At 50.9% G+C, this 13851-nt stretch carries 13 protein-coding genes; 4 read left to right on the top strand and 9 right to left on the bottom strand.

The genetic code is table 11. From position 1 onward, the window contains the following. Nucleotides 1–621: 621 nt before the first annotated feature. Together hcp and rbr are read right to left on the bottom strand one after the other, a co-directional pair. Complete coding sequence (gene hcp, locus BMW43_RS08120; protein ID WP_091745587.1) at nucleotides 622–2259, bottom strand: hydroxylamine reductase; 1638 nt, start codon at nucleotides 2257–2259, stop codon at nucleotides 622–624. A 181-nt stretch (nucleotides 2260–2440) separates the two neighbouring features. Further along, nucleotides 2441–3034, bottom strand: a complete 594-nt coding sequence (rbr, locus tag BMW43_RS08125) for a rubrerythrin (protein WP_091745588.1) — start codon at nucleotides 3032–3034, stop codon at nucleotides 2441–2443. Between the two features lie 305 nt (nucleotides 3035–3339). Between rbr and BMW43_RS08130 the strand changes: the two genes are divergently transcribed. After that, nucleotides 3340–3921 (top strand): YqaA family protein, encoded by a 582-nt coding sequence (locus tag BMW43_RS08130; RefSeq protein WP_091745590.1) that lies wholly within the window; start codon nucleotides 3340–3342, stop codon nucleotides 3919–3921. 36 nt (nucleotides 3922–3957) lie between these two features. Here BMW43_RS08130 and BMW43_RS08135 read toward each other — a convergent pair whose 3' ends face one another. The 5 genes from BMW43_RS08135 to BMW43_RS08155 all read right to left on the bottom strand — a co-directional run bounded on the left by BMW43_RS08135 (nucleotide 3958) and on the right by BMW43_RS08155 (nucleotide 7878). Continuing rightward, on the bottom strand, nucleotides 3958–4581 hold the full coding sequence (locus BMW43_RS08135; RefSeq protein ID WP_091745592.1) for a DUF421 domain-containing protein: 624 nt from the start codon (nucleotides 4579–4581) through the stop codon (nucleotides 3958–3960). 158 nt (nucleotides 4582–4739) lie between these two features. Next, nucleotides 4740–5372, bottom strand: coding sequence for a LysE family translocator (locus BMW43_RS08140; protein ID WP_091745594.1), 633 nt, complete (start codon nucleotides 5370–5372; stop codon nucleotides 4740–4742). A 22-nt stretch (nucleotides 5373–5394) separates the two neighbouring features. Next, nucleotides 5395–6291 (bottom strand): radical SAM protein, encoded by an 897-nt coding sequence (locus tag BMW43_RS08145; RefSeq protein WP_091745596.1) that lies wholly within the window; start codon nucleotides 6289–6291, stop codon nucleotides 5395–5397. Nucleotides 6292–6335: 44 nt separating this feature from the next. Then, the gene (gene msrB / locus BMW43_RS08150; protein ID WP_091745598.1) at nucleotides 6336–6791 is read right to left on the bottom strand and encodes a peptide-methionine (R)-S-oxide reductase MsrB; all 456 of its coding nucleotides are present in this window, start codon (nucleotides 6789–6791) and stop codon (nucleotides 6336–6338) included. A gap of 136 nt (nucleotides 6792–6927) precedes the next feature. Then, complete coding sequence (locus BMW43_RS08155) at nucleotides 6928–7878, bottom strand: hypothetical protein (protein ID WP_091745600.1); 951 nt, start codon at nucleotides 7876–7878, stop codon at nucleotides 6928–6930. A 283-nt stretch (nucleotides 7879–8161) separates the two neighbouring features. Here BMW43_RS08155 and BMW43_RS08160 point away from each other — a divergent pair, with 283 nt between their 5' ends. Together BMW43_RS08160 and BMW43_RS08165 are read left to right on the top strand one after the other, a co-directional pair. Next, nucleotides 8162–8761: a nitroreductase family protein gene (locus tag BMW43_RS08160; protein ID WP_091745602.1), complete on the top strand. Its 600-nt coding sequence runs from the start codon at nucleotides 8162–8164 to the stop codon at nucleotides 8759–8761. A 133-nt stretch (nucleotides 8762–8894) separates the two neighbouring features. Beyond that, nucleotides 8895–9629, top strand: coding sequence for an SDR family NAD(P)-dependent oxidoreductase (locus BMW43_RS08165; RefSeq protein WP_091745604.1), 735 nt, complete (start codon nucleotides 8895–8897; stop codon nucleotides 9627–9629). A gap of 18 nt (nucleotides 9630–9647) precedes the next feature. Here the strand turns inward: BMW43_RS08165 and BMW43_RS08170 are convergent, their stop codons facing one another. Continuing rightward, the gene (locus BMW43_RS08170; RefSeq protein WP_091745606.1) at nucleotides 9648–11792 is read right to left on the bottom strand and encodes a diguanylate cyclase domain-containing protein; all 2145 of its coding nucleotides are present in this window, start codon (nucleotides 11790–11792) and stop codon (nucleotides 9648–9650) included. Between the two features lie 274 nt (nucleotides 11793–12066). Further along, nucleotides 12067–13008, bottom strand: a complete 942-nt coding sequence (locus tag BMW43_RS08175; RefSeq protein ID WP_091745608.1) for a DMT family transporter — start codon at nucleotides 13006–13008, stop codon at nucleotides 12067–12069. A 151-nt stretch (nucleotides 13009–13159) separates the two neighbouring features. Between BMW43_RS08175 and BMW43_RS08180 the strand changes: the two genes are divergently transcribed. After that, nucleotides 13160–13642 (top strand): spore coat protein, encoded by a 483-nt coding sequence (locus BMW43_RS08180; protein WP_091745610.1) that lies wholly within the window; start codon nucleotides 13160–13162, stop codon nucleotides 13640–13642. Nucleotides 13643–13851 lie beyond the last annotated feature (209 nt).

The raw sequence follows: 13851 nt of genomic DNA on the forward strand, positions 1-13851 counted from the left end.
GCCCTGAGAAGGAACTTTCATCCATTCTCAGGGCACCCTTGCCCAAAAGTCTCATTTCGAGACAAAAAAGTTTAAAAAAATATACCGCTTTATTAAGTTGGTCTCAGTATATCTCATTTTGAGATTTTTGTCTACTCTTTTTATAAAGAAAATCCGTCGGGCCGCTGGTGCCTTGCCCGGCTATCCCTGCAATGTCAACAACCCTGGCGGGCCAGGTTTGCCCCGCCAGGGTTGTTGCATTACATATAATCATGGGGCCGACTTACACCATGAACAGTTTAGTACAGTGTCAGATCTAATCCAGTGGATCTGACGGTCTATTTTCCGCACCCTTTCGTTGTCGTCAGTCAGCATACGTCCGCCCTATTTCAAAAAATGTTAACGAAGTATGGCACAAAAAGCCGTCAGGACCCGTTTCGGATAGTTTGAAAACACGCCCTAGGAAAATATGCAGCACTTGGTAATGCAGTTGTATATTCATTATACTGTTAAACCGCTGTGATTGTATGGATAATTATGCTGATTTTTTCTTGTCTGCAGGAGAAAATCAGCTACCAAGTACAAAACCCACCCTTTTCCGGGTGGTTTTGTACTTAGCCGTTTATCTTTTGTTTTCTATTCTTACGCCATAAACATTTTCAAATCGTCTTCCACACTGCCTACGCCGCCGATCCCGAAGGTTTCCACCAGCACTTTGGCCACGTTAGGTGACAAGAAGCCGGGCAATGTTGGGCCGAGATGAATATTTTTCACTCCCAGGTAGAGCAGCGCCAACAGTACAATGACGGCTTTTTGCTCATACCAGGCAATGTTATAAGCAATGGGCAATTGATTGACATCGTCCAGACCGAACACTTCCTTCAGTTTCAGGGCAATGACGGCCAGCGAATAGGAGTCGTTGCATTGTCCGGCGTCCAGCACCCGGGGAATACCGCCGATATCGCCCAGAGGCAGCTTGTTGTAGCGGTATTTGGCACAGCCGGCTGTCAGAATAACTGTGTCCTGAGGCAATGCTTTGGCAAATTCACTGTAATAGTCACGGCTCTTCATGCGACCGTCGCAGCCGGCCATGACGAAGAACTTCTTAATGGCACCAGCCTTGACAGCCTCTACCACTTTATCGGCCAAACTCAGTACCTGATTGTGAGCAAAGCCGCCGACAATCTCGCCCTGTTCCAGTTCCTGCGGTGCCGGGCACTGTTTGGCATGGGCGATTAGGCCTGAGAAGTCTTTTGACTGACCGGCAGCTCTGGCGGGGATCTGTTTCAGTCCTTCAAAGCCAACCACACCGGTCACATATACCCGGTCCTTATAGCTTTCCTTCGGAGTAACCAGACAGTTGGTAGTCATCAAAATCGGTCCGTTGAAGCTTGCAAACTCTTTATCCTGCAGCCACCAGGCATTGCCGTAGTTGCCGACAAAATTGTCGTATTTTTTAAAGAACGGATAGTAGTGGGCCGGCAGCATTTCGCCATGAGTGTATACATCGACGCCGGTGCCCTTGGTCTGTTCCAATAATTCTTCCAAATCCTTCAGATCATGGCCGCTGATCAAAATGGCCGGGTTGTTTCTAACGCCAATATTGACCTTGGTAATTTCCGGATTACCGTAGGTGGTGGTATTGGCCTGATCCAGGAGGGCCATGACATCCACCCCGAATTTACCGCATTCCAGTACTAACGATACCAGTTGATCGGCGCTCAGTTCCTCGGTGGTAGCCTTCAGCGCTCGCTGCATAAAAGCGAAAATACCATCTTGTCCATATCCCAGGGTATAAGCATGCTCGGCATAGGCTGCCATTCCCTTCACGCCGTAGGTTAAAAGTTCGCGTAACGAACGGACATCCTCATTCTCGGTTGCCAAAATACCAACTGCCTCTGCCTTGGCTTCAAAAGCATAGGGTCCGTCGGTCCAGGTCACACTGTCATGACTTTCCTGCGGTGCCACGCCGGCCTGGAACAGCTCGGCTTTCACCTGATCGCGGATAGCCAGTGCATCCTGCACCTTGCCGACAAAGTAAGCTTTATCAAAATTTGCATTGGTAATGGTGGAAAAGAGTGCTTCCATTACAAAAACATCAACCGCCGGTTTATTCACGCCGGCTTCTCTGGCCTGAACATTAAGAACGGAAATTCCCTTCAGCACATAAATCAAAAGATCCTGTAAATTGGCGACGTCCGCTGTCTTCCCGCAAACACCGCGCAGGGTACAGCCGCTCCCCTTCGCCGTTTCCTGACATTGATAGCAAAACATTCCCATTGTATATAAGCCTCCTTGTTATTAGGGTGTAACAACCTTATTCATAGTGCTATCATACAGTAAACAGCCCGGAACGGCTGTGACCTGAATCACAGCCGTTCAAAAACATTTCGCCAAATACAAAAAAAAGATGGTACAGCGATTTCTACAGCGCCATACCATCTTTACATTTACCCTGGTTTTAATAGGTTTCGGCAAACACTTCAAAGAAAGCCTTCGGATGAAGGCAGGCCGGACATTTTTCCGGTGCGGCCGTGGCTTCATGGATGTAACCACAGTTAGCACATTTCCAAAATACCTTACCGTCTTTTACAAATACCGTACCGTTAGCCACATTGTCAGCCAGCTTGTTGAAGCGGACTTCATGACATTTCTCAGCAGCAGCAATCATACGGAAGGCGGCAGCCACTTCCGGGAAACCTTCTTCAGCGGCAACCTGGCCAAAAGCCGGGTACAAATCGGTCCATTCTTCATTTTCCCCACCGGCAGCGGCTTTTAAGTTAGTCAGCGTATCACCCTTTTCCACCGGGAAGGAGGCGGTAATTTCCAGCATAACCGGCAGTTCGTCTTTCAAACCTTCCAGCAGGAAGTTATAGAACCGTTTGGCATGTTCTTTTTCATTATCGGCAGTTTCAATAAAAATGGATTTAATCTGCTTAAAGCCTTCTTTATCAGCTACCGACGCATAGTATGTATACCGGTTTCTGGCCTGAGACTCTCCGGCAAACGCTTTCAATAAATTTTCAGCAGTTTTAGTACCTTTTAAACTTTTCACTTTTAAATCTCTCCCTTTTATTTATTATAACGGTTATTATTAACTAATAATAATTATCCGCTATTAACCATTATAGTAGTCTTTGTAAGCTTCGTCAAGATCCTACCATTTTGTAATTCGCCGTTTCCCACCGCTCCCCTGCCACTTTCACCCTGTTTGCCGGCAAATTAGTGCAAATCCCTTTGTTTTATGTTATAATCAAAACCGCGCTCCGGTCCGCCGCTTAACGGACGGAGACGCCTAACCGGAAAGTTACGGGCCGACCCATCAATAGATAATCACATAAAAATTAGAGAGGAAGCGTTATGGACCAAATCGTTCAGTTATTGCAAAGCTACGGTGTCTGGGGATTATTTTTGATTTCTTTTGTTGAATCCTTTATTTCCCCCATCCTGCCTGATGTCCTGCTAATTCCTATGGTACTCGCCATTCCTGATCAGGCGTTGTATTTTTCGATTGTAGCCACCCTGGCTTCGGTGCTGGGCGGCTTTATCGGCTACGGCATCGGCAGTAAGTTTGGAACACTGGCTTTACACAAATTCGTTCCTCCACGGCATAGCCAGAAAATCGAGGAGTGGTTTACCCGCTATGGCGGCTGGGCTATTTTTCTCGCTTCGCTAGCGCCTATTCCTTATAAATTTGTCTCCATTTCTGCCGGTACCTTCCGGACCAATCTCTGGGTCTTTATCGTTGCCTCTTTACTCGGGCGCGGCAAGCGCTTTCTTTTAATCGGCCTGATCGTTCACTATTTCGGTCCTGAAGCCTTGCAGATATTCCATCAGTTACCGGCCAACTGGGTCTATGCCGGCCTTGCCCTGCTGCTGCTGGCAATAGCAGGACTCTATTACTACCGGCGGAAAAGGCCGGTACAAAATCAGCCTGAATAGAAAACCGAATAGTCAAAGGGGATATTCCGTAGTCTCTTACGGAATATCCCCTTTTCCTGTTGTCCGTTGTTCATCGGTTAGCGCGACTTTGGCAAATACATCATCCCGGAATACCACCGTCTTGGGCTGCAGCGGTTCTTCCAACACGGCAAGCCGTTCCTCCAGCCGCCGGAGACTTTCCCATAACGTCCGGTAATCCTGCTTGTTGAGCGGCTGAAATTCCTCTTTGAGCAAAAAGCCGAACTTTCCGTTCGGTTCAATGGTGCCCCAGCGCACCTCTTCGCAACTGGCAATTCCCGCCTGCCGCAGTTCCATCTCCAGTTGCTGCACCGTCACCCGCACCTGCTTTAAATGGTCCTTGCGAATGACACCATCTTCAATAAGCAGGACCGGCTTTCCAGTAAATACTTTTTTTAGAAATGGAATCCGCAGCTCCGCATATTCCATAAAGATAAGCGTAAACACCGCCAGCGTGACCACCACAAAAGTACTGTCCAGTTCACTGCCCACCAGCGGTTCAATTAGAACGGTGCCGACTGCCAGCATGACCACTGTTTGAGCCACCGTCATCTGGGCCAGCGATTTGCGCCCGGCAATCCGTAAAATCAATGTTCCGTATAATATAGTTACAATGGTTTTCCAGACCAGAGACAGTTCCACTTCAGTTCCTCCTTACCAGACCGGCCTGCACCGGTTTACTTCCTAGTATACCCGCAGTCGCCCGGCTTATTGCCGTTTGGCAAGCTCCACTCCCCTTTTAAATGAAAAGGACTGTCGCAAAGAATTCTCCCCTGACGACAGTCTCTTACCCTGATTGATTATCTTTTGGACAACGCCAGTTTTACACCGAAGGAAAATAGCATAAAACCGACACAGCGCTGAAAGTTTATCCTAAACAGTGGTTTAGCAAACCAGGCCCGGATATAACCGAAAGCGGAAGCCACAAACAAAAACCACAATAGCACAATCAGCACGGCGGTCAACCCCAGGACAAACAGATAAAACTGCGCGTTTTCACCGGGAGTGACAAACTGTGGCAGCAGGGTCAAATAAAAAATCGAGGCTTTGGGATTTAAGACATTCGTCAAAGCTCCCTGCCAGAAATAGCTGCTCAGTTTTACGGCTGCCCCGGCGTTCTCTCCGCCGTCTGCTGCCGTAAGTTCAGCACTTTCACCGGCATGGCGGAAAGTCATCCAGCCCATATAGCATAAATAGGCAGCGCCAATATACTTTATCCATTCAAACAACGTGACCGACTGGGCGATAATCGCCGACAGGCCCAATACCGCCGCCATAGTGTGGACCAAAAGACCCGAGGCAACACCGCAGGCGCTCAGTTGCCCGCCGCTCCGGCCGGCGGCCAGCGTATTCTTCGTAACCAGGGCGAAATCGGCTCCTGGCAAGATAGCCGCCGCCAAAGCAGTCAATATAAAAACTCCGAAATTTTCCATACTGATATCTCCTTAGCCCAACTTATTCCTCTACTGTATTATAAGGGTCCCATTCCGTCAATCCCGCCAATTGACCTTTCATCTGCCGGCAAGCGGCAAGCAGCTTATCCTTATCCTGCGGCAAGCTTCCCGCCAACGGGGCGTAATTGGAAATATGATTGCTGCGAAACAGGCAATGGCCGCCTTCCGGCAAATTAATCATCGTCAGCAGTGCCTGCATTTCGCCGGCAATTTCCGCCGGCGACAGCACGGCAAACTGTCCCGCTTCGTATGCCTGGCGCAGTTCACTGCCGCGATACAGCATCAGCGTCAGGACACTGAACATATGGGGCCGAATAGCGTTGATCGCCAGCGCTGTATGGCGGGCATGCTGCTCCGACCACAGTCTGCCACCCAGACCGGCAATCACCATCAGCGACAGCTTCATGCCAGCCGCCACAATACGCTGACCGGCTGCCACCGCCTGCTGCGCCGTAACCCCCTTACGGACATACTGCAGCACCTCGTCGTCGCCCGACTCCAACCCGTAATAAACGAGCTGCAGACCGGCCTCGCGCAAGGCCAGCAGCTCTTCCGGCGTTTTACTTAACATATCGCGCGGACCGGCATAACAGGACACACGGCGCAGTTTGGGCAACTCCTGCCGTAAAAGCGCCAAAATCTCCAATAACCGTTCCGTCGGTAACACCAGGGCATTGCCATCGGCGAGAAATACCCGCCGGATACTCTCTCCATAACGTTTCGCCCGCTCAACCTGGGGCACAATCTCCTCCATCGTCCGCAAGCGGAAGGAAACGCTGCGGTACATGTTGCAATAGGTGCAACGATTGTGCGAACAGCCGATAGTCACTCGCAGGATGAAACTGTCGGCTTCGCTGGGCGGACGAAAGACCGGCCCCTCGGCCGTGTCAAAATACATAGCGCTCACCTCTCTCACTTATGGCAAAAGCGCGGCAGACCCGTCTACTTAGCCTTACCCGTGCCGGCAAACAGCTTCTCATACTCACCATAGCCCTCTTTAGCCAAATCTTCCCGGGCAATAAACCGCAGCGCCGCCGAATTGATACAGTACCGCAAGCCGCCCGGCAGCGGCCCGTCGGTAAACACATGGCCCAAATGGGAATCGGCCTGCTTGCTCCGCACCTCGGTACGGGTCATGCTATGGCTCCGGTCAAGCTTTTCCCGGACAGTTTCCCGCTGCAGCGGTTTGGAAAAGCTGGGCCAGCCACAGCCTGAATCAAACTTGTCCAGCGAGCTAAAGAGCGGCTCGCCGGAAACAATATCCACATACAGGCCTTCGGCTTTGTGATCCCAGAATTCATTGGCAAAGGGTGGCTCGGTTCCATTTTGCTGCGTAACTTCATACTGCAGGTCGGTAAGCTTCTTTTTTAAGATTTCTTTGCTGTTTGATTCGCTCATTCTGAACACTCCTCATCACAAATATGTATTGCCTTTCATCCTTTCTTCTTTCAACTCCCCTTACAAATAACAGCCGCCATCAATGCTAATCAGTATTGATGGCGGCTGTCGCTCAGCGGCTTCCGCCGGCAAGCCGTTAAGGAATCGCAGCCTCGTTCATGGCAATGTCCTTTACTGCTTGCAGCACATCCTGCTGGAACGTCAGCATTTTACTGCTGTAATTCCAAATCGCCTGCTCCGTCCCATTGGTTTTTTCATCAACCGATACCGGAGCCCCCCAACTAAGCAAAACCTGCTCTTTAGTCATGCCCGGTTCCACCGTACCGGCGTCAAGCTGATTCCAGATTTCATCAGACCAGCCCAAAGTAGTACGCGGATTTTCCAGGAACAAGGCTGCCTGCCAGGGAGACTGCTCCGTCCAGGCTGTCACAGGCTGATTGGTCCAACTGTAGGCAATCGGCAATACCGCCTTTTGCCCATGGACCTGGATAATCAGCCAGATAGGTTCATTGGCCCGTAAGCCGGTATATACATCCAGCACCTGCGCTGCTTCACCCAGCTTTACAGGCACAGCGGCAGCAGCTTCACCGGCCTGGGGATCGTACATTCCCTGCAGCATGCGCTGCTTTAAATAAATAGTCTTGCCTAATAACTGCTGTCTGGCTTTTGAAAGATCGGCCTCGGGTACAACCCCTTCCAGTTGCCCCCGCATCGTCCGGCCCAGGAACGTTTTGCCGGTTTTATCGTCTTTAAAATGAACCATATATTCATACTGCTGGTCACCGGCCAGATAAGGCACAACCGCCGAAACCGTCATTACCTTGCCCTCGAAGCTCTTATAAGGCAGCCGGACCGAGGTGTCGCCGGCAAAGCCTTGCTCCGCCTGTTCTTCGGGGAAAATTTCATAGCCCTCCGACTGTTTATCTGCCGGCAGCGCCAAGAATACAAAGCGTTGGCCCACCCATTGATCGGGAGTTAGATTCGGAGAATTGGCCAAGAGCGAAGCTTGGGCCCAGGCAACCGTGGAAAAACCGATACAAAGTATCATGCTCACCAGTACCAGGAAAAACAGGGTCACTCGTTTCACTTTTTCATCCTCCTTCGCCGCAGCGCGCCTTCCTGCCGGACAGGCGTGCTGTCAGGTATCGTGGTTTATTATATCATAAATAACTGGATAATATTTTTAGTAACTATTGTTATTATAAAATAAAGCAAACAAATAATTAATAATTAATATTAAAAAAAACTATTTATACTTTTATTGTTTTTTGGTAAAATATTACTAACAATTAAAAACCGAGTATATTTACCGTTTGTTTGATCTATATTTAAACAGTATGGCTATTGTACTCACTCAGGAGGGATTTTAAATGGAAAAAGGCTTTTTAACCGCTGTGAAAGAAAGAAGAACATTCTACGGAATCAGCAAGGACATTACTGTAAAGGAAGACCGCATTGAGGAAATTGTCAAGGAAGCCGTTCTCTATGCTCCTTCCGCCTTCAACTCGCAAAGCGCCCGGGCCGTTGTCCTGTTCGGTAAGCAACATGATGCTCTCTGGGATATTACCAAAGAAGCGCTGCGGCAGATCGTTCCCGCCGCCAATTTTGCCGCCACGGAGGAAAAAATCAACTCTTTCCAGAGCGGCTATGGCACCATTCTCTATTTTGAAGATATCTCGGTAGTGGAAAATCTGCAAAAAAGCTTCCCGCTCTATAAGGATAATTTCCCCCTATGGTCCCAGCAGTCTTCGGGCATGCTGCAATACATTATCTGGACAGCGCTGGAAATTGAGGGACTTGGCGCTTCCCTGCAACATTACAATCCGCTCATCGACGACAAAGTAAAAGAAAGCTGGAATATTCCGGCCAACTGGAAACTTATCGCCCAAATGCCGTTCGGTCAGCCTACCGCCCAGCCCGGACCGAAAGAATCCCAGCCCCTGCCGGAACGGGTTAAAGTGTACAAATAACCCAACTTGGTTTATGACCTAAACAGGCGTATGCCCTTCCGGGCATGTGAAAATCCTAAACTCGGCAGGCTATGCCGGTTTAGGATTTTTCTTTATTCCGTTCCCTTATACTGCTTACAAAAGGAGTGATACCATGCCACAACCAGTCGCTATCGTCACCGGCGCCGCCCGGGGCATCGGCAAAAGCATTGCCCTGACATTGGCCCGCCGGGGCACGGCTGTGCTTGTTGCGGACAGCAGCCAGCAAGGCCGGCAAACCGTAGACGAAATGAAGGAGCAAGGCCTGGAAGCGATATTTCGTCAGGCCGACGTCAGTGTGCCCCAGTCCGTACGGCAGGTCGTCGAAACAGCACAAAGCCATTACCGCCGTCTGGACTGGATTGTCAATAACGCCGGAATCAGCGCGTTCAAGCCGATCGATGAAATTTCCATCGATGAATTTGATCATATACTTGCTGTCAATCTGCGTGCCGCTTTTTTGTTCGCTAAGTTTGGCGCCCCGCTGCTCCGCCAGTCACCGCAGGCAGCCATTGTCAATATCGCCTCCACTCGGGCGCTGATGAGCGAACCCCATAACGAGGCTTACGCTGCCGCCAAAGCCGGCTTGCTGGGCCTTACCCACGCGCTGGCCAATTCCCTGGGTCCGGCCGTCCGGATAAACGCCGTCTGCCCCGGCTGGATTGCCACGGAAAACACCCCGGCCCTGAGTCCGGCCGACCATGCTCAGCATCCGGTCGGCCGGGTGGGACTTCCCTCGGATATTGCCAATATGACGGCCTTTCTGCTCTCAGCCGAAGCCTCGTTTATTTCCGGTCAGGCTTTCGTCGTCGACGGCGGCATGACTAAAAAAATGATCTACACCGAATAAGTTAGTACCTTATCAGCCTTAGTCCAGTGAATACGGCTGGTCTATTTTCCGCAGCCCCTTGTTGTCGTCAGTCAGCATACTACCGGTATGCCCCTCTCCTCCGCCGGCCAGCACTATTCGGTTGCGCCCCGCCTGCTTCGCCTCATACAGTGCCCTGTCGGCCGCGGCGATGAGTTCGGACGGCTGCTGGCTAAGCCGGGGTATCGCAGCGGCAATCCCCATGCTCACAGTAATCGCCGTCTGCAGTACCGAAGCGGGCAGCTCATCCTTCGCCCGGTGAATAAAGTCCTGAATCCGCTCTCCCACGGCCAGCGCACCGGCTTCATCCGTTTCCGGCAAAATGATGGCAAACTCCTCGCCCCCGTAACGGGCTACCAAATCGGTAGCCCGTTTTGTCGTAGTTTCCAGCGCTTCAGCCACAAAATGCAAACAACTGTCGCCAGCTAAATGGCCGTAGGTATCGTTATATATTTTAAAATAGTCCACATCCAGCATGATTAAAGCCAAGGGGGTCTTTTGCCGGACAGCCCGCTGCCATTCCCGTTCCAGCACTTCGTCAAAATAGCGGCGGTTGGCAATGCCTGTAAGCGCATCCAGAAAAGAAATGCGCCGCAATTCATCATTAAGCCGTACCAGCTCCTCGGTTCGCTGATTCACCTGGCTTTCCAGCTCATCGTGAGCCAGTTGCCGGACCTGTTCCGCTTCCTTCCGTTCGGTAACATCGGCCACCACCCCGTCCACCCAGAGAATTTGACCGTCTGCGGCATACCGGACAGTAATGCTGACCGAACACCATAGCCCTTCGTCGTCCCTGCGCCGCAGCAAGAGTTCACAGTTTCTGACAAAACCATTTCGCTTAAGTTCCGTCCGCAGCTTCGCCCATTCTTTCGCCTCCACACACAGACGTCGCAAGGAAAGCTCGTACAGCTCGGCTGCCGAAGAACAGTCAAACAGGGTCAACATGGCCGGATTAATCTGCCGGAAGCGAATTTCCTCCAGATCGCCACTGCGGAAAATACCGACGTGAAGATGTTCCACCAGAGAACGATATTTATCTTCACTTTCTTTTAGCTGGGTTTCCCGCTTGCTCAGTTCGTCCGTCATATGATTAAAAGCAACAGCCAGCAAGCCAATTTCATCACAGGACGTGCTTGCCACTTTCCGGCTCATATCCCCCTGCGCGATGGCGTTGGCTGCTGCCGCAATAGTGGCTATCGGCCTGGTCATTGCCGCCGCCAGCCAGAGACTCGCCAGCGCCGCCAGGACAGCCGCGCCAAGCACCAGCAACAGCCCTCTTTGCCGGACCGCCGTTACTTCGACCAGCGCCGCTTCCGCCGGCTGCTGTACAATTACGGCCCAACCGGTGCTGGGAACATAACTGTAGCCGGCAAACTGCCGCTTGGCCGGTGCTCCGTATTCCTCCCAGCCACTTTGACCCTTAAGGGCTTGCCGCAACAGCGGCAGAGCGGCGGCATCGGCCATCCCGCCGGCCTGGCCTTCCGGCTGAAGCAGGAACTTGCCTGCGGCATTGACAATATATACAGCCCGACTGTCGGTATTGGCAACCCCGATATACCGCAGCAGCTTATCCATCGCCACATTCACCACAATCAAGCCTACCACGGTCTCTCCAGCCTTGATCGGTTCGGCAATGGCAATACCGGGCTCACCGGTGCTTTTCGCCAGCACCGGCTCGGATATGGCCGACGTTCCGGTATGGATGACATCATAAAAATACTGTCTGTCCAGATATTGCAGGGATGGATCGGCCGCTTTTCCATCCCAGCGGGCCACTTGCCGGCCGGCCGGATCGACGGTCACCGCCAGCTGTATATCGGGATACCGGGCGACCAGTCGCTGCAACACGCTTGCCTGACGTCCGGGGTCCAGTGATCGAAGATCCTCGTTACTTGCCGCAAGCTGCAAGACCCGCAGTTTCTCGGCAAACATCCAGTCCATATCGTCGGCAATTTGTTCGGCAATACCTTGGTTGTGTACCACCACCGACTGTTTCATCGCCTCTTCATAAGGCTGCCAGATCACGAAGGTTGTCAGAACGACAGGCAGCACCGTCAGTACTACCAGCAGGATGCCCAGTTTTTGACGCAAGCCAAGGTTACCCCAGCGAGTCCGTATACAATTGGCCAACCGCTCTCTTGACATGGCACGCCCTCCTTCGTGATATGTAAAGTGTTACTTTATTCCGCGACAACCGCCTGATTCCTGCTTTTTTTCATTAGGGAAACGGTATTAAACGCCATTTCCCCGCTAACAGTGGGTACACCCAATTTCCCGGCATCAGAACGCCGCTTCCAATTGTCAAATGTTCCATAGCGCCTGATTTTCCCACCAAAGAAGGCATTTTTTACCCGAATAAGACTTTGCTTTTGGTGCGCAAAAAAGACCGGCCATGGCCGGTCCCTCGTATATACTACAACTATAAAGTCTCACCGGTGTTGCTCCCGGCTTTTCGCCGCTCCAGATTAGCCAGCAAAATAGCCAACAACGTCAAGGCACCGCCGATAATCTGGCTGGGAAATACCCTTTCGCCCAGCACCAGATAACCACAAACTACCCCGACAATGGGAACTACGTTTAAATACAGAGTAGTAACCGCAACATCCAGACGCTTAAGCACATAAATGTATAATACATAGCAAAGTACAGAGCAAAACACCGCGAGAAACACCAGGTGGAGCAAAGCCTGCAGTGAGAAAAGGCGCCACTCCGCATGTTCAAAAACCGACAGTGGCAGCAAAAACAGCGTCCCCAAACAGGTCTGATAAGTGGTCATCGCCACACCTGAGTATTTGCCCTGCAGTGATTTATTCACCAGTGTATAAAACGCCCAGGAAATCATCGCCCCCACCACTAGCAGATTTCCCTGAAAATTGGACGAACTGAAATCCAGCTCGCCATTAGCTGTTACTGCCAGATAGCTGCCCAGCAAACCGATCACTACGCCGGCTATTTTTAACCGGGTTACCTCGCTGCGAAAAACCAGCACATCCAGGCTGATGGTGATAATCGGCACCAGCGCTACAATCAACGAGGCGTTGGCTGCTGTGGACAGCTTGACGCCGATATTCTCAAAATAAAAGTACAGGGTAATACCAAAAATGCCGCCAAGCACCATGCGGGGAATATCCTTTCTCGCCAGCCTCGCCTCCGGTTCCAGATGCCGCAAGACCAAAACCAGCAAAACCGAAGCAATGATAAAGCGCAGCAGCGCCATCGTCACCGGCGGAATTTCCGCCACGGCAATTTTAATGCTAATAAAAGAAACTCCCCAAAACAGGGCAACTAATGTCATGATCAAATTAGAAATCAGCAGTTCATTGTCCGGACAGCGAACCCACTCTACAATCCGCGCTTGCATAAGAACCCTCCTATTTATCCGCCGGCCGGTTTATTCCAGCCCCCATGCCTTATACTATAGCATACCAGCCGGATATTTCACAATCTGAGAAACCGCATGATTCTCGCTAAAGCGGGAATGCTAAAGAAAAACAGTCAGGAGGAATGCCACCATGGCTTTACAATTAACCCAGAAAGAAAAACAATTATTACAGGACCAAAAGTCCCATGAAGAACTCTGTATCGAGAAATATCAGCAGCACGCCCAGCGGGCTGCCGATCCCAAGCTGAAACAACTGTTCCAGTCTTACGCCCAGCAGGAACAGCAGCACTTAAACACCATTGTCTCCATGCTCAACGGACAGGTTCCGATGATGAACCAATCCCAATCCGGCCAGAACCAGCAGCCTCAGGCGGGCGCGGCTCAAAGCCAGTCCGGCGCGGCCCCGTCTCAGTATAATCAGGCCGACGCCACGTTGTGCAACGACATGCTCATGACCGAAAAATATGTATCCGGTGCCTATGACACGGCCATCTTTGAATTCACCGACGCCAATATGCGCCAGGCGCTCAATCATATCCAAAAAGAAGAACAGCAGCATGGTGAAGGTATCTTCAACTATATGCAGAGCAATGGTATGTACAACGTAAAATAAGCCTTTGTAACAAGTGCTTTTTCTTGTCTTTTTGCAGTAGACATAAAAATGGCTGTCGCCGGTCTGATTCCGGGCAGCCATTTTTTATATACCTATTACCAGACAGTCTCCTGGATAATCCTATAGTTCCTGTTTAGTAGAACAAATACCCTGTTTATGCCATACAATTTACCCAGTTTCTTACAGGTAACATAATAACCTTTTGTTAC

The organism is Propionispora vibrioides (assembly GCF_900110485.1).
In the GTDB taxonomy this organism is placed as follows: Bacteria; Bacillota; Negativicutes; order Propionisporales; family Propionisporaceae; genus Propionispora; species Propionispora vibrioides.

Coding starts and splice junctions, on each gene's coding strand:
- hcp (WP_091745587.1), bottom strand. CDS start 2,259: ATGGGAATGTTTTGCTATCAATGTCAGGAAACGGCGAAGGGGAGCGGC.
- BMW43_RS08130 (WP_091745590.1), top strand. CDS start 3,340: ATGGACCAAATCGTTCAGTTATTGCAAAGCTACGGTGTCTGGGGATTA.
- BMW43_RS08140 (WP_091745594.1), bottom strand. CDS start 5,372: ATGGAAAATTTCGGAGTTTTTATATTGACTGCTTTGGCGGCGGCTATC.
- BMW43_RS08145 (WP_091745596.1), bottom strand. CDS start 6,291: ATGTATTTTGACACGGCCGAGGGGCCGGTCTTTCGTCCGCCCAGCGAA.
- msrB (WP_091745598.1), bottom strand. CDS start 6,791: ATGAGCGAATCAAACAGCAAAGAAATCTTAAAAAAGAAGCTTACCGAC.
- BMW43_RS08160 (WP_091745602.1), top strand. CDS start 8,162: ATGGAAAAAGGCTTTTTAACCGCTGTGAAAGAAAGAAGAACATTCTAC.
- BMW43_RS08165 (WP_091745604.1), top strand. CDS start 8,895: ATGCCACAACCAGTCGCTATCGTCACCGGCGCCGCCCGGGGCATCGGC.
- BMW43_RS08170 (WP_091745606.1), bottom strand. CDS start 11,792: ATGTCAAGAGAGCGGTTGGCCAATTGTATACGGACTCGCTGGGGTAAC.
- BMW43_RS08175 (WP_091745608.1), bottom strand. CDS start 13,008: ATGCAAGCGCGGATTGTAGAGTGGGTTCGCTGTCCGGACAATGAACTG.
- BMW43_RS08180 (WP_091745610.1), top strand. CDS start 13,160: ATGGCTTTACAATTAACCCAGAAAGAAAAACAATTATTACAGGACCAA.